Source organism: Rhizobium sp. RAF56, assembly GCF_052113965.1.
Classification (GTDB): Bacteria; Pseudomonadota; Alphaproteobacteria; order Rhizobiales; family Rhizobiaceae; genus Rhizobium.
In genome coordinates, this window is the sequence record NZ_JBFRDU010000004.1 from 189,863 (window position 1) to 204,862 (window position 15,000).

A 15,000-nucleotide genomic window follows, 5' to 3' on the forward strand; every position below is an offset into this window, starting at 1 on the left:
CTGGCTCTTCTCAAAGTCCGGGTTCGATCTTCACGGCCTTGCCGCTGGCCGCCGAATGCATGACGGCAAGCCCGGTCGCTAACGACCAGACGCCATCCTCGCCGGTAGCGGACGGCTTGCCCTTGCCGGCGATCGCGGCATGGAAGGCGGCAAGTGCCGTTTCATAGAGGCTGCGATCGTCGAGCTTCAGCTCTGTCTCGCCCTCGGCGTTGCGCAGTGTCACCGTTCCGACGGGCCGTTGCGTCATGACGTTCCGGCCGATCAGAGACCCCTCGGTGCCGTGGACCTCGAAGCCGGTTTCGGCATACTTCGTGGTGAAGCCGTCGTGGAACTGCGCGATTATGCCGGACTTGAAGCGCAGGACGCCCATGACCGCATCCTCCAGTCCCGCCTTCCCCATGCCACCCGCCTGGGCAAACGCGATCGCCTCGACCGGATCGTCGTTCAAAACGAAGCGCAGCGTATCGGCGTCATGCACGGTGATGTCGAGAATGACGCCGCCGCCGGCCTGCGGCTTGTCCAGCCGCCAGCCCTGCAGATGCGGGGGCAGATAGACGGCATGGAAGACGCGCGCCCCAAGCGGCTTGCCGATCTTGCCGGCGGCGATCGCGTCGCGCATGGCGCGATGCGTCGCGGCGTTGCGCAGATGGTGGTTGGTGCCCATGACGAGGCCGGCGTCCTTGGCGGCAGCAACCATCGCGCGGGCGTCTTCCAAGGTCAGCGCCAGCGGCTTTTCGCAGAGCACGTGCTTGCCTGCCTTGAGGGCGGCGATCGTCTGGTCGCGATGCAATTCGTTGGTGGTCGAGATGTAGACGGCCTCGATGTCTGGATCGCCGACAAGATCGGCGACGCTGGTCACCGATTTCGCAACGCCGTTTTCCGCCGCATAGGCCTTGCCGCGTGCCGCATCCGTGCTCATTACGGAAACGACCTCGCCGCCGGCGGCACGGATTGCGCCGATCACCCATTCGCGGGCAATGGTACTTGCTCCAATCAGGCCCCATTTCGTCATGGCGCGAGCCTCCTTTTGGCCAGTTTCAGCGTTGCACCGGAACTCTGGCGAACCACCAGCCGCACGGCGCCGACGATCGCTTCGGCTTCCACCTTGCCGGAATTGATCTGCTTCAGCAGCAGCTCCGCCGCCTGCCTCCCCATGCCCTGCGGATCGACCGACACGGTCGTCAACGCCGGAACGGCGGTCTTCGCCTCGATAACGTCGTCGAAGCCGACGACACCAAAATCGAGACCGGGCTCACGCCGCCGCGCTCTCAAACCATCGCAGACGCCGAAGGCGACGGCATCGTTGAAGCAGACGGCGGCCGTCGGCTTGTCGGCCAAGAGCAGGGCGCGCTCGATTGCCTCGACGCCGCCGGCCCGCGAGGGCGCCGAGCCGACGACCAGCGCCGGATCCGCGACAAGCCCCGCCTTGACCATTCCGTCGCGATAGCCGCCCAGGCGTTCGGCAAAAATCGCCGTGTCCGGGAAGCCGCCGAGGAAGGCAATGCGCCGATGTCCGAGTTCCACGAGATGCTCGACGGCCGCGAAAGAACCGGAATGATTGTCGGACACCAGCGACGAAACCTTGGCGCCCGCGACATTGCGCACGACCAGAACCACCGGAATGCCGGCGTTGACGAGCGGCTGGAAATCCGCGGCCTCCGTGCCGCGCGCCGGCGAGACGATCAGACCGGAGATCCCGTGCTCGTGCATCGACGCCACCACCTCGCGCTGACGATCAACGCTCTCGCCGGTATTGGCCAGGAACTGCACGAAGCCCGCCGACTGCACCACCGTGTCGACCCCGACGGCCAGTTCGGCAAAGAAGCTGTTGGTGAGATCGTTGACGACGATGCCAACTATCTTCGACTTCGAATTCGACTGGCGCAGATTGGCGGCGCCACGATTGTAGACATAGCCGAGGTCCTTGATGGCGGCGTTGACCCTGGCGCGCGTCGCCTCGTTCACCAGTGGGCTCGCCTGCAGAACAAGCGAGACGGTCGATTTCGACACGCCGGCGGCAAGCGCGATATCGACGACGGTCACCCTTCCCTTGCTCATGCCGATCTCCGTTGCCGCCGCTGAATGTGACATGAATTATTTGGATCGATCCAAATTTGTCAAGCGCGAAAATCGAGACGCAATGAAAATCAGAACAGGAACGCGAGGATCGCAAGCAAACTATCTATTTAATATAATTACATTATTATGGAAATTTTTGAACTATTATCTTTTTTGAAACAACCACGTTGCTCTGCATCTTGAAATTTGGAACGATCCAAGTTATTGCTGCTGCATTGTCAGGAGGAACCCATGACACTCAAGCTTCCTCAATCGGATGGGGCCGTCAGAACCTATACGCTTACGGGCGTTCCGATCGTGCGGCCGAAAGTTCCGCCAACATTCAGCCGTCTTGCCTATGCGGCCGCTCACGTTGTGTCCGATCCGTTGAGGGACAGCGACCCCTGGGGCAATCCCGCCATCGACTGGGACGCGACCATGGCATTCCGCCACCATCTCTGGGGGCTCGGATTTAGGATCGCCGAGGCGATGGACACGTCGCAGCGCGGCATGGGTCTCAACTGGCAACAGGCGCAGGAACTGATCCATCGCGCACTGATCGAGGCGCGTTCCGTCCCCGGCGCCGATCTCGCCTGCGGCGCGGGTACGGATCACCTCGCACCCGCGGACGCGCGCACCCTCGACGACGTCATTTCCGCCTACGAAACGCAGGTGGAATTCGTCGAGCGCCATGGCGGTCGCACCATACTGATGGCAAGCCGCGCGCTTGCCCGGACCGCCCGCTCGCCCGACGATTACCGCCGGGTCTATGGCCGCATCCTGAGCCAGACGAAGAACAAGGTCATCCTCCATTGGCTCGGAGACATGTTCGATCCTGAACTTTCCGGCTACTGGGGATCGAGCGCCTTCGAGCCGGCGCTGGAAACCGTGCTTTCGATCATTTCGGAAAATGCCGCCAAAGTCGAAGGCATCAAGATTTCACTGCTCGACCACGGCAAGGAAATCGCGTTGCGCAACCGATTGCCGTCCGACGTGATCTGCTTCACCGGGGACGACTTCAATTATGCGGATCTGATCGAAGGCGACGGCGAGCGCCACAGCCACGCCCTGCTCGGCATTTTCGACGCGGTCGCACCCTCAGCATCAAAGGCGCTGGCAGCGCTCGGCACCGGCGATATCAAGACTTTCCGCGACGTCATCGCCCCGACCGTGCCCCTCTCGCGGAAGATTTTCGAGGCGCCGACGCAATACTACAAGGCGGGGGTCGTCTTTCTCGCCTGGCTGAACGGCCATCAGGCGCATTTCACCATGCCGGCCGGCATGCAATCGGCCCGAGGCGCGGTGCACTATGCGGATGTCTTCCGGCTCGCCGACCAGGCAAACGTGCTTGACCAGCCGGATCTGGCCGTCGAGCGCATGCGCGCTCTCATGAAGACATTCGGCGTCGATTGATTTCTGAACGGAAACGGGCCGGAAAACGCATCCGGCCCGTTTATGAGTAAGTACAAGCTTACTTGTTGATCTTCGCCATCAGCTGATTGACGTCATCCGTCGTCATCTCGCCGTCGGTGGTTACCTTGCCGTCGACGATCTTCCAGAGGCGGAACGGACCGGTGATGTCGCCGAACTTGTCGAAGGAGACGGGGCCGATGACGCCTTCATAGCGGATCGGCTTGCCTTCCTTGATGAGGGCGAGACCCTTGGCGAATTCCTCCTTGCCGGCATGGATCGGGGTGCCCTTCGGATCGACTGCCTTGAACATCGCATCGCGGATCTTGGCTGGATCGTTGGAACCGGCAATCGCAATCGCCAGGCCAACGATGGCACCGGCATCGTAAGAGCGGTCAGCCGCCGGGTTGGATGGCTCGATACCCGAGAATTCCTTGTAGTTTTTCATGAAATAGTCGGTGGATGGCGTGGGGCTGGTACCCGAGGATGTGCCGTAGGCCTCTTTCAGGTAGTCCGCGCCGACAGACTCGATGAAATCAGGGCTGTTCATGCCGTCGTTGAGAAGGAATTTCTGCACGCCGCCCTGCGAGATCCAGGTGCGGGCGATTGTGGCGCCGTCGACCGGCGTGCTGACGAGATAGAGGCCGTCCGGCTCGCCGCCCATGGCTTTGGTGACTTCCGACGCATAGCTCGACTGCTTCTCGTTGTAGGGCGTGTCGGACACGATCTTGCCGCCGAGCGCCTCATAGGCGCGGGTGAATTCCTTCACCATGTTGACGCCGAAGTCGTTGTTGACATGGATGATCGCGAGCTTCTTGAAGCCTTTGTCCATTGCGTACTTCGCAGCCGCGACACCCTGCAACGCGTCCGAGGTGATGGTGCGGAAGAAGATGCCGTTGGTCTTGCCGTCGCGGCCAAGCGCCGTCAGCGTCGGCGACGAGGAAGCCGGCGAAATCTGCACGATCTTGGCGGGCGCCGTCACCGAGGTGAGGATCGGGATCGAGACCGACGAGATGATGCCGCCGATGATGACCGGCACCTTCTTCACCTGCACGAGCTGGGTCGCGGCATCGACGGCGACGTTGCCCTGGCTTTGGCTGTCGCGCGTATCGGTCACCAGTTCGCAGCCGTTGACGCCGCCGGCGGCGTTGAGGTCTCGGAACGCCATCTCGACGGACTTCGCGCCCGCCTGGCCGTATTCGCCGGCCGGTCCCGTCAGTTCCATCACCAGGCCCACCGTCGTTTTGCAGTCCGCCGCATTGGCGACACCAGCTGCCGCGACGAGCGCGAGCGCCGTCGTCAGTTGAAAGATCGTCTTTTTCATTCCCGTTCCCCTTTTTAGGTGCTCTATTTCAGTTCCATGCCTGTTGGTCTTCAAGGCATCTGTAGCCAGGTTTCCTGCAGATGCCGCCATTGGACGCCGTTCGGCGCCGATGAACTCCTTGTAAAGAGCGCGCTTGCCTGGCGGCGGCTTTTCTTGCCCGCTCTTGCCTGCGCTTCGACGTAAGTGACCACGATGACGTCGCCGGCCTCCCAGCCGGGCCTGATGTCCTCGATGTCGATGGCAAAATCGCCGCTGAAGCCGCCGCGATTGCCGCGCACGTATTCCACCACGGCTGTGCGGTCGAGGATGCGGCCATCCGGCGGAATCATCTGGAACCCCTCGCCCATCGCGCGGTCGAACCGGTCGAAGTCGGCCGTGGCCGCGCTCCTTGCATCATACCATTCAACGAAGAACTGGTGGAGGGCGACGACCTCGGCGCGAGCCTGTTCGAAGAGCGTGGGTGCGCGGCTCATTTCTTCCCCGCGTTCAGGTTATAATGCATGATCGAGCCATGGCGGCCGGTGCGGTCGCGCTCCAGGGTATAGATATCGCCCAGCGGCCCCCGGCTTTTGGCGATGATCGCGCCGATCTGGCGGTTGTCCTCGTCGCTGAGCGCGATATCCATGATTTTCGCGTTGGCGAGGGCATGCGCCTGATTGCGGGCGCCGACGATCACGGCTGCGACCTGCGGCTGCTGCAGGACCCAGGCGCTGGCGATCGTGGCGATGTCTACACCATGACGGTCGGCAACGGATCTCAGGGCGCGAAGCAGCGACTGGAACACGTCCCAGCCACCGAAATCGTCTATGATCAGCTTGTATTTGACGAGCGATCGGTTTTCGAGCGGCATCTCGGGCTCCGGCTCGCCGAGCCATTTGTCGCTCAGGAACCCGCCGGCGACCGAACCGTAGCAGAGAAACTTGACGTTGTTTTCCGCAGCCAGCGCCGCAAGGCTGTTCGCCGGTCGCTGATCGAGCACGGAATACTGCAATTGCTGGCTGACAAGCGGAACGCCGGCGTTCAATATTTCGGTCACATGCGGCGTGTCGAAGTTGGTGGTCCCGACGTTGCGAATCTTGCCCTCGAGCCGCATCTCGTTCAGCCAGCCCATGGTGTCGAGATAACCGGGAAACGCATAGTCCCACCAGTGAAACTGGACGAGATCGAGCTGTTCGATCTTCAGGCGCTTGAGCGACTGATCGACGATGCCGCGGATGTAATCGCGGTTGATGCCGGCCAGCTTCTCGAGATCCGGCACCATCTTGGTGTGCACCTTCATGGCGCCCGCGGCCTCGGCGCCCCGCTCATTTCTCAGGCGCTCGCGCGCCGCGCCGATCAGCTCCTCCACACCGGTATAGATATCGGCGCAATCATAGGTGCGGATGCCGGCGTCGAAGGCGGCGATGAGATCCGTGACCGCCTGCGTGCCATCGATCGCGCCGTGGCCTCCCGCAAGCTGCCAGCCGCCGCGAATGACGCGCGAAATGGCATAGCCGGGGCTGAGTTCGAAGGTCTTGGCATTCATGGCAGGTCATTCTCCTTGGGCAGCGGCACCGCGGTCGTCTCGGCATGGCTGAACGTGCGCTTGCCAAGCCGCACGATCTTGAGGCGGCTGGCGCAATTGGGATCGGGGCAGGCAATCTCGGCGTCCGACGTCATCCAGTCGTTCCGGTGCGTTGGGCGTTGCTTGGCGGCGAGCAGCGGCAGGACCGCGGCAATCGAATAGATGGAAAAGCCCTGCCCCGGCGGCATCGACAGCATCTCGCCGCGCAGTTCGAAGTGGTCGCCGGCCTTGGCGCCGCAATAGATCGGCTTTCCCTCAGGGATGACGGCTTCGACGCGAAGGTCGAAGAGTTCGAAAACATCGCTCGGTTCGCTCATCTCAGACCTCCGTTCGCGTGAAAGTGACATCGCAGGCGCCGTTGCGGCGGATGATGCCGCACGCCGCCGCGAAGTGCTCGCGCTCCTCGGGACGGATCTGAGCCACCACGCTTCCGGCAAGCCAGCCGATCGGGAACAGCAGGCGGGCGCCCTGGCCATAGAAGAGGCCGATATCGAAAATGGCATTCGGATTGCCGCCCCACATGCGCGGCGGCACGTAGCTGAGCACGATGTCGCCGGGCTGCGGCGTCAGCGTGGCGTTTTCCGCAGGCAAGGCCTTGGCGAACGCCGCACTTTCGAGGTGGCGGGACGGGATCGGGCAAGAAATTTCGGGGCCGGTCCACATGGCATGAATGCCCGGCACGACACGCGGCGTTGAAACATAGTCCCAGAAGAAGGAGGCATTGTCCGGCGCCTTGCCGCCGAGAAGCGGCGCTACGACGGAAAGCCCGGAGACCGGCTCGGTTATTCTGATCGCTCGTTCGGGCATGATCGTCTCTCAGTCTTTCGGCATATCCGCCTGAAGTTTCTTGCGCAGGAAGGCAAAGGGTCGGCTGATGTCGGCAACCAGCGCCTCGCGGGCGGCGTCGGCATCCTGCGTGGTGAGCGCCGCAACGATGCGGCGATGATAGTGTGCGGTGTCGACTTCGCCTGCGTCGGAAAAGGCGTAGATCGCGACCCGGATGCACGGGCCGGATTGCAGCCACAGGCTTTCGATCATCGGGATCAGCACCGCCGACCCACAGGCGCGGTAGATCTCGAAATGGAAGCTCTGATTGAGCGTCACCTCGTGGTCGACGTCCTTCTTATGCTTCAGCGCGCGCATCTCGTCCCATTCGCCGAGCATGGCTTCGATGCGGGAAATCTGGCGCGGCGTCATGCGGCTGGCGGCCAGCGATATCGCCTCGCCCTCGATGAGGATGCGAGCGCTCAACAGATCGTCCATCCGCTCCAGCGTGATCGGCGGAACGCGTACGGACCGGTTCGGCAGCGCTTCGAGCGCCTTCTCGGTGATCAGGCGCCCAAGCGCCTCGCGCACCGGCATGGTGCTCGTCACCAGCGCGTCCGCCAAACCTCTGATCGTCAACACCTGGCTCGGCTCGAAAAGCCCGCCGATCAGCGCGCGGCGCAGCTCGGTATAAACTCGGTCCTGCACGGTCTCGCGGCCGACCGGTGCAAGCTGGGCGGCAATCGCATCGTTGCTTTTCTCGGCGGCAGACTTTTGCATCGTTGCTCCGTTCCGGCTGGCAGGTGATTTAAGCTCAGGTTCGTGATCAATGCAAGCGTGATCACATATCATATTTTGTCTTGCGCACGCAGCGAAACGCGCTTAGCGTGATCACAAATCAAAAATCAGGGAGCGCGACATCGACCGCATTCCCGGCAGAGGGAACGATGAGCACAGCAAGCCAAGGGCGCGATGTGAGTGCCCGAACGCCCGTACTGACTGCAAGCAACGTGGTGCGCCGCTTCGGCGGCTTGACCGCGGTCAACGATGTTTCCTTCGACGTCAGACGCGGTGAAATACTCGGCCTGATCGGGCCCAACGGCGCAGGGAAGACGACGATGTTCGACCTGCTTGCCGGCAGTCTGCCCCCGAGCAGCGGCGAAATCCTCATCGAAGGCCAAGAGGTGTCGGGCGAACCGGCCCATCGCCGCATCGAACGAGGACTGGGCCGCACCTTCCAGATTCCACGCCCCTTTCCAAACCTGACGCTCATCGAAAACGTGCTGCTGGCGCGTCAGCAGCAGACCGGTGAACGCCTGCTTGCGAATTTCCTCAAACCCTGGCGCGTCGCCGCAGAAGAGAAGGCCGCGGCGCACAAGGCCATGGAGCTTCTCGACCTGGTGGCGCTGACGCGGCTGGCGCATGAGCCAGCCCGTATCCTCTCCGGCGGTCAGCGCAAGCTGCTCGAGCTTGCCCGCGTGATGATGGCGGATCCGGCGATCATCCTCCTCGACGAGCCGGCGGCCGGCGTCAACGCAACGCTGCTTGAGGTCATCATCGACCGCATCCGCGACATCAACGACCGCGGCATCACCTTCCTGCTGATCGAGCACAATATCGACATGGTGACCCGCCTCTGCCACCGCGTCCTCGTGATGGCCAGCGGCCAGCTCCTGTGCGAAGGCACGCCGGACGAGGTCGCGCGCGATCCGCGCGTCATCGAAGCTTATCTTGGGGGAGCGGCATGAACGGTCCCGTTCTCCTCGTCCACGACCTCGTCGCCGGCTACGAGCCCGGTGTTCCGATCGTCCGCGGCGCATCGATCACCGTCAACCAGGGCGAGATCGTCGTCGTTCTCGGCCCGAATGGCGCCGGCAAATCGAGCTTCATCAAGGCGGTTGCCGGCCTCGTTCCGATCACCTCCGGCACAGTCATGCTGGACGGCCGAGACATCACCTCGGCGCCAGCCCATACCATGGTGCGGCTCGGTCTCGCCTTCGTGCCGCAGACGGAAAACATTTTCCCGCTGCTGTCGGTCGAAGACAACCTCAAGGTCGCCTGCGGCATCCTGAAGCCGCGCGAAATCCCGGCGCGGATCGAGGAGATGTACACGACCTTCCCCGACCTCGCTCGCCACCGGCGCATCGCCGCCGGCAACCTCTCCGGCGGTCAGCGGCAAATGCTCGCCGTCGCCCGCGCCCTGATCGTCCATCCGAAGGTGCTGGTGCTCGATGAACCGTCCGCTGGCCTCTCGCCGAAATTTGTTTCCATGGTCTTCGAGATGCTGACCGAAATCCGCAAATCCGGCGTCACCATCCTGCTGGTCGAGCAGAACGCCAAGGCCGCCCTTGCGATTGGGGATCGCGCCTATGTCCTGGTCGAGGGCAAGGACCGGCACGAGGGCGTCGCTTCTGAGCTATGGAACGACCCCGTCGTCGCCGAGCTCTATCTCGGCCAGCGTCCGGCGCCAAAGACTGGAGGTGCCGCATGAACCTGCAATTCGTCGTCGACGGGCTCTTGACCGGCTCGATGATAGGGCTTGGCGCCATCGGCGTGACGCTGACCTATTCGATCCTGCGCTTTTCCAATTTCGCCCATGGCGACTTCATGGCCTGGGGCAGCTACGCGACGCTCGCCGTCGTCAGCGCCATCGGGGCGATGTTCGGCAAGATCGCGCCGATCGGAGCCCTGTCTTTCGGCTGGCCGCTCATCGTCGCCGTGATACTGGGCATGGCCTTTACCGGCGTGATGGCGCTGGCGCTCGACTTCATCCTGTTTGCGCGGTTGCGCGCCAAGGGACAGGCGATCATCGTCGTTATGGCAAGCTTCGGCGCCTCGATGGCGCTGCGCAGCATGCTCGAATTCCTGTTTACCTCGCGCCCGACCTATTTCAGCCGCGCCATCCAGATCGCCATGCCCGTCGGCTTAGGTATCCGCATCACGCCAGACCAGATCGTGCTGTTGCTGGTAACGGCGGCTCTGGTGCTTGCCGTGCACCTGATGATGACGCGCACGCAAACCGGCCGCTCCATGCAGGCCGTCAGCCAGAATGCAGCCCTTGCCCGCGTCGTCGGCATCGATGTCGCCAAGGTGGTTCGCGTTACCTGGCTGGTCGGCGGGGCGCTTGCCTGTGTCGCCGGCGTCATGATCGGCGTCCTGGTGCAGGTCCGACCGCTGATGGGCTTCGACATGCTGCTACCGATGTTCGCGGCCGCCATCCTCGGCGGCATCGGCAGCGTGCCGGGTGCCATTCTCGGCGGCCTCATCATCGGGTTGGCGGAAGCGGGCGCGGTACAGCTCATCGGCGCGGAATGGCGCGCGGCGATCGCCTTCCTCATCCTGATGGCGGTGCTGTTCGTCCGCCCGATCGGCCTTTTCGGAGTGCAGGAACGATGATCGATCTTTTCGGCTACGGAGCCTTTTTTCTGACGACGGCGCTCGTCTTCTCGCTCATCACCCTCGGCCTGAACCTTCAGTGGGGATTGACGGGTCTCTTCAACGTCGGGCTTGCCGGTTTCGTGGCGATCGGCGCCTATACGTCGGCGCTGCTGACGACGCCGGATACGGCCGGCCGTTTCGGCGGCTTCGACATGCCGATCGTCGTCGGCTGGCTGGCGGCGATGGCGACCGCAGGCATCGCCGCGGCCATCACCGGCGTCGCGACGCTGAGGCTGAAGTCCGACTATCTCGCCATCACCACCTTCGGCGTTGCCGTCGTCGTGCAGCTGGTGGCGCTCAACGCGCAGCCGCTGACCGGCGGTCCCTTCGGCGTCGGCTTCATACCGCGTCCCTTCGGAAGCCTTGCCGAGACGCCGGTTCTCTTCAACCTCTCCAATCTCGCCGTCGTCGGCGTCGTGACGTTGGCGGCCTATCTGGCGCTGGAGCACCTCGCCCGCAGCCCCTGGGGACGCGTGCTGAAGGCGCTGCGCGAGGACGAGCGCGCCGCAATCTCTCTGGGCAAGAGCGCCCGCTTCTACCGGGTCCAGGCCTTTGCCGTGGGCGGCGCGATCATGGGGCTCGCGGGCGCCGTGCAGGCGCATTTCATCGGCTTCATCGCCCCCGACAACTATCTGCCGATCCTGACCTTCCAGGTCTGGGTCATGCTCATCGTCGGCGGCTCCGGCAGCAACAAGGGCGCGATCGTCGGCAGCGTGCTGGTCTGGGCGATTTGGGCCGGTTCCGGCGCGCTTACCAGCATCCTCTTTGCACCGGAGCAGCAGGCGCGCGCGGCCTCGCTTCAGATCGTGGCGATCGGGGTCATGCTCTGCATCATCCTCTTGGTCCGTCCGAGCGGCCTCTTTGGCGACCGGCCTCGCCGCACACGCCTTGCAAGGCAGGCTGCGAAGGCCGTCGCCGATCAGGGCAGCGCCACGCCATGAACACCGAGGGCGTTTCCCTCTGGCAGGCGCTCGGCCGCAACCGCAAGGACCGGCCGGCACTCGCCGAAACGCTTGGCGCCGATCTTGCCATTGTCGGCGGCGGGTTTTCCGGCCTCTCGACCGCGCTTCATGCCGCGGAGAAGGGCCTTTCCGTCGTCGTGCTCGAGGCCGAGACGATTGCCTTCGGCGCCAGCGGCCGCAATGCCGGTTTCGTCGTGCCGAATTTCGCAAAGGTCGACCCGGACGATCTGATCGCCAGGTTGGGTGCGGAGCGGGGCGAACGGCTGATCGACTTTGCCGCCGGCAGCGCCGACCTCGTCTTCGATCTTATCCGACGACACGCCATTGCATGCGAAGCGGAACAAAACGGCTGGATCCAACCGGCCCACTCGATTGCGGCTTTCGAGAAGACGAAATCCCGGGCAGGCCAATGGGCAAGCCGCGGTCGCCCCGCCGTCGTGCTCGACCGGCACGCGATGCGTTTCATCACCGGCGTAAAGGAGTACATGGGCGGCTGGATGGACCAGTCCGGCGGCGTCCTCAATCCGGTCGAGTATGCGAGGGGCCTGGCCGATGCGGCCGAGGCGGCCGGTGCGCGCGTCTTCGAAAATTCTCCGGTTCGATCGATCAATCGTTCAAAAGATAGTTGGACGCTTGCGACACAACATGGGGCGCTGCGCGCCGGCAAAGTCGTGGTCGCAACCAACGCCTATGGCGGAGCCCTCAATTCAAAGCTCGCCCGCACCTACTTTCCGCTTCGGGTGTTCCAGATCGCCACTCAGCCGTTGCCGGCCGATATCCGCGAGCGCCTGCTGCCGGGGGGCCAATGCGTCTCCGACACCCGGCGCAATCTCTTCACCTTCCGCTTCGACGCCGCCAATCGCCTGATCAGCGGCGGCATGCATATCCTCGGACCGGGCGCCGAAGCGCGCGTGCCGCGCCGGATCCACCGGCGATTGGCGCGCCATCTCGATCTCAAGGACATCCCGCCGCTGGAATACAGCTGGTCTGGAACGGCCGCGGTCGAACCGGATTTCCTGCCGCATCTGGTGGATCTCGGGCCGGGATTGATCGCCGGCTTTGCCTGCAACGGACGCGGCATCGCCATGACCACGGCGATGGGCAAGGTACTCGCCGAATGGGCATGCGGCGCCGACGCCCGCGATCTTCCCATCCCCTTCGGCCCTCCCGCACCCATCCCCTTCCATCCGCTCCTCCGCCACGCACCGAACATGCTGCTCTTCTGGAGCATGCTGCGCGACAGACTGGACGCACGGTCGGCGGCCTGAGCGCGCGTGACTGTTACATCACCATCACAATGCAGGGCTAGAACGCCCGGACCGCATTGAATGGACGAATCGATATGACTGGACGATATGGCGACGGCAGCGCCGGCGACGCAAATTACGGGGCGATCGGCAAGAGCTATGTGAACTACCGTCAGCCGGAGCCGCGCATTGCCGCCGCCATCGACGCCGCACTTGGCGAGGCGCTGACGGTTCTCAACGTCGGCGCCGGCGCCGGCTCCTATGAGCCCGTCGACCGCGCGGTCACCGCTGTCGAGCCTTCCGCCTCGATGCGAGCCCAGCGGCCGGCGCATTTGAGCTCGGCGATCGACGCGGTTGCCGAGAACCTGCCCTTCCCCGACAAGCATTTCGATGCCGCCATGGCAACCTTCACCATTCATCAATGGTCGGACCTCGGAGCGGGCCTTTCGGAGATGCGGCGGGTGACACGCGGCCCCGTCGTGATCCTGACCTGCGATCCCGACGAGGTTCAGGCCTTCTGGCTGAACGACTACGCGCCGGACGTCCTGTCGACGGAAGCGCGGCGCTATCCATCGATGGCGGCGATCCGCGAAGGCTTGGGCGGCGCGATCGACATCCTGCCGGTTCCGATCCCGCTCGATTGCCGCGATGGCTTCAACGAGGCTTACTATGGCAGACCGGAAATGCTGCTCGACGACAGCGCCTGCCTTTCGTGCTCTGCCTGGAGCTTTGTCTCCCCCGAGACGGCCGCCGGCTACGTCGAGCGCTTGCGCGCCGACATCGCCGACGGGAGTTGGGACGAAAAATACGCCGCGCTCCGCGACCAGCCCGAGTTCACAGGCTCGCTCTATCTGGTCATCGCCCGCAATCCCTGACGTGGCGCATCTGCCGCCCTCAGTTCGCCGACGCGTTCGCTTCGACGAGCACCGGATCGGTGCGGTAGTCCTTGGGGAACAACCGCTTCAGATTTTCGATCTTCGGCAGATCGTTGATGACGATGTAGGGGTAGCGCGGATGGGTCGTCAGGAAGTCCTGATGGTAGTCCTCCGCCGGATAGAACGCCCGCGCCGGCTCGATCTGCGTGACGATCGGCGCATCGAAACTGCGGGCCTGGTTCAGCTGGTCGATATAGGCCTTGGCGATCCGGGTCTGGTCGGCATTGGCGGGGAAAATGGCGGAGCGATACTGCGTGCCCGTATCCGGTCCCTGATAATTGAGCTCGGTCGGGTCATGGGCGACCGAGAAATAGATCTGCAGCAGCTTGCCGAAACTGACTTCCTTCGGGTCGAAGACGACCTTGACGGATTCGGCGTGCCCCGTCGTCCCCGTGCTTACCATCTCGTATTGCGCGGCATCCTTTGCCCCTCCGGCATAGCCGGATGTGGCGCTCACCACCCCTTTGACATGCTGGAATACGCCCTGCACACCCCAGAAGCAGCCGCCGGCAAAGACGGTCGTCTCGGTGCGGGCTGACGCAGACTGCTCATCGAGCGCGGGCGCGGGAATGGCGCGGCCCTCTTCGGCGAAGAGTTGCTGAGCGCCGACGCCCGCAAGGATCAGCACCGCCAGACCACAGGCCAGGGGTTTCACAGCGCCCAAGACGGCGCGGCCGGGAGAATTTGTCATGATGATCTCCTAGAGTTTCGTTCCAGCGCTCAGGCCGAAAGCTGATGGAATTTCAGGGCAATGCCGTTGATGCAGTAACGCAACCCGGTCGGCTTCGGCCCATCGTCGAACACGTGACCGAGATGCCCGCCGCAGCGGCTGCAATGGACCGCGCTGCGCACCATCCCGAAGGACGTATCCCGTGTCGTTTCGACAGCCTTGTCGAGGGGAGCCCAGAAACTCGGCCAGCCGGTGCCGCTGTCGAACTTGGTTGTGGATGAAAATGCGTCGAGCTCGCAGCCCGCGCAGGCGAAGTTCCCGCGCTTCTCCTCATGCAGAAGCGGGCTCGTGAACGGCGCTTCCGTTCCTTCCTGCCGCAGCACCTCGTATTGGTCGTCGGTCAGGAGCTTTCGCCACTCGGCATCGGTGTGCGTGACTTCGAAATTTTCATCCGCCCTGACTGGCGTGATCCCCCAGCCGAGCCGTATGGCAAGAGCGCCGAGACCAGCGCTGACAAACAGCAACCTTCTGCTCAACATTTTTCAAACCTCCTGCGGCTTGCGTGCAGCACTATACAGGCAAGTTCGATGGCAAGCGGCTATTGTTACAGGAGACGCAACGGGAACA

17 protein-coding genes are annotated in these 15,000 nt (G+C 63.5%); 7 read left to right on the forward strand and 10 right to left on the reverse strand.

Annotated elements, in window-relative coordinates:
* Positions 1 to 10: 10 nt before the first annotated feature.
* Positions 11 to 1,012: a Gfo/Idh/MocA family protein gene (locus AB4048_RS05290; protein WP_442200869.1), complete on the reverse strand. Its 1,002-nt coding sequence runs from the start codon at positions 1,010 to 1,012 to the stop codon at positions 11 to 13.
* A complete protein-coding gene (locus AB4048_RS05295) occupies positions 1,009 to 2,058 on the reverse strand; it encodes a LacI family DNA-binding transcriptional regulator (RefSeq protein WP_442200870.1) in 1,050 nt (349 codons plus the stop codon). The genes AB4048_RS05290 and AB4048_RS05295 overlap by 4 nt, the downstream gene beginning before the upstream one ends.
* Before the next feature lie 252 nt (positions 2,059 to 2,310).
* Between AB4048_RS05295 and AB4048_RS05300 the strand changes: the two genes are divergently transcribed.
* Entirely contained in the window at positions 2,311 to 3,471 is a 1,161-nt protein-coding gene (locus tag AB4048_RS05300; protein WP_442200871.1) for a dihydrodipicolinate synthase family protein, read from the forward strand.
* A gap of 58 nt (positions 3,472 to 3,529) precedes the next feature.
* Here AB4048_RS05300 and AB4048_RS05305 read toward each other — a convergent pair whose 3' ends face one another.
* From AB4048_RS05305 to AB4048_RS05330, 6 genes are read right to left on the reverse strand one after another with little or no spacing between them, the layout of a single operon-like run.
* Entirely contained in the window at positions 3,530 to 4,792 is a 1,263-nt protein-coding gene (locus AB4048_RS05305; RefSeq protein WP_442200872.1) for an ABC transporter substrate-binding protein, read from the reverse strand.
* Between the two features lie 50 nt (positions 4,793 to 4,842).
* Entirely contained in the window at positions 4,843 to 5,265 is a 423-nt protein-coding gene (locus tag AB4048_RS05310; RefSeq protein ID WP_442200873.1) for a DUF4440 domain-containing protein, read from the reverse strand.
* Entirely contained in the window at positions 5,262 to 6,317 is a 1,056-nt protein-coding gene (locus tag AB4048_RS05315; RefSeq protein ID WP_442200874.1) for an aldo/keto reductase, read from the reverse strand. The genes AB4048_RS05310 and AB4048_RS05315 overlap by 4 nt, the downstream gene beginning before the upstream one ends.
* Positions 6,314 to 6,673, reverse strand: a complete 360-nt coding sequence (locus AB4048_RS05320; RefSeq protein WP_442200875.1) for a TIGR04076 family protein — start codon at positions 6,671 to 6,673, stop codon at positions 6,314 to 6,316. The genes AB4048_RS05315 and AB4048_RS05320 overlap by 4 nt, the downstream gene beginning before the upstream one ends.
* A gap of 1 nt (position 6,674) precedes the next feature.
* Positions 6,675 to 7,163: a DUF3830 family protein gene (locus AB4048_RS05325; protein ID WP_442200876.1), complete on the reverse strand. Its 489-nt coding sequence runs from the start codon at positions 7,161 to 7,163 to the stop codon at positions 6,675 to 6,677.
* A 9-nt stretch (positions 7,164 to 7,172) separates the two neighbouring features.
* Positions 7,173 to 7,901 (reverse strand): GntR family transcriptional regulator, encoded by a 729-nt coding sequence (locus tag AB4048_RS05330; protein ID WP_442200877.1) that lies wholly within the window; start codon positions 7,899 to 7,901, stop codon positions 7,173 to 7,175.
* Positions 7,902 to 8,068: 167 nt separating this feature from the next.
* On the opposite strand from AB4048_RS05330, the gene AB4048_RS05335 reads away from it, so the two are divergent.
* The 6 genes from AB4048_RS05335 to AB4048_RS05360 all read left to right on the forward strand — a co-directional run bounded on the left by AB4048_RS05335 (position 8,069) and on the right by AB4048_RS05360 (position 13,643).
* Positions 8,069 to 8,869: an ABC transporter ATP-binding protein gene (locus tag AB4048_RS05335; protein WP_442200878.1), complete on the forward strand. Its 801-nt coding sequence runs from the start codon at positions 8,069 to 8,071 to the stop codon at positions 8,867 to 8,869.
* Positions 8,866 to 9,612, forward strand: a complete 747-nt coding sequence (locus tag AB4048_RS05340) for an ABC transporter ATP-binding protein (RefSeq protein WP_442200879.1) — start codon at positions 8,866 to 8,868, stop codon at positions 9,610 to 9,612. Before AB4048_RS05335 ends, AB4048_RS05340 begins: the two co-directional genes overlap by 4 nt.
* Positions 9,609 to 10,517: a branched-chain amino acid ABC transporter permease gene (locus tag AB4048_RS05345; protein WP_442200880.1), complete on the forward strand. Its 909-nt coding sequence runs from the start codon at positions 9,609 to 9,611 to the stop codon at positions 10,515 to 10,517. The genes AB4048_RS05340 and AB4048_RS05345 overlap by 4 nt, the downstream gene beginning before the upstream one ends.
* Positions 10,514 to 11,500: a branched-chain amino acid ABC transporter permease gene (locus AB4048_RS05350; protein WP_442200881.1), complete on the forward strand. Its 987-nt coding sequence runs from the start codon at positions 10,514 to 10,516 to the stop codon at positions 11,498 to 11,500. The genes AB4048_RS05345 and AB4048_RS05350 overlap by 4 nt, the downstream gene beginning before the upstream one ends.
* Positions 11,497 to 12,789, forward strand: a complete 1,293-nt coding sequence (locus tag AB4048_RS05355; protein ID WP_442200882.1) for an NAD(P)/FAD-dependent oxidoreductase — start codon at positions 11,497 to 11,499, stop codon at positions 12,787 to 12,789. The genes AB4048_RS05350 and AB4048_RS05355 overlap by 4 nt, the downstream gene beginning before the upstream one ends.
* Before the next feature lie 74 nt (positions 12,790 to 12,863).
* Entirely contained in the window at positions 12,864 to 13,643 is a 780-nt protein-coding gene (locus AB4048_RS05360) for a class I SAM-dependent methyltransferase (protein WP_442200883.1), read from the forward strand.
* A 19-nt stretch (positions 13,644 to 13,662) separates the two neighbouring features.
* Here the strand turns inward: AB4048_RS05360 and msrA are convergent, their stop codons facing one another.
* Both msrA and msrB read right to left on the reverse strand, forming a co-directional pair.
* The gene (gene msrA, locus AB4048_RS05365; RefSeq protein ID WP_442200884.1) at positions 13,663 to 14,394 is read right to left on the reverse strand and encodes a peptide-methionine (S)-S-oxide reductase MsrA; all 732 of its coding nucleotides are present in this window, start codon (positions 14,392 to 14,394) and stop codon (positions 13,663 to 13,665) included.
* A gap of 29 nt (positions 14,395 to 14,423) precedes the next feature.
* Positions 14,424 to 14,912 carry a peptide-methionine (R)-S-oxide reductase MsrB gene (gene msrB / locus AB4048_RS05370; protein WP_442200885.1) on the reverse strand — a complete coding sequence of 163 codons (489 nt, stop codon included), beginning with the start codon at positions 14,910 to 14,912 and terminating at the stop codon, positions 14,424 to 14,426.
* Between the last annotated feature and the right edge of the window lie 88 nt (positions 14,913 to 15,000).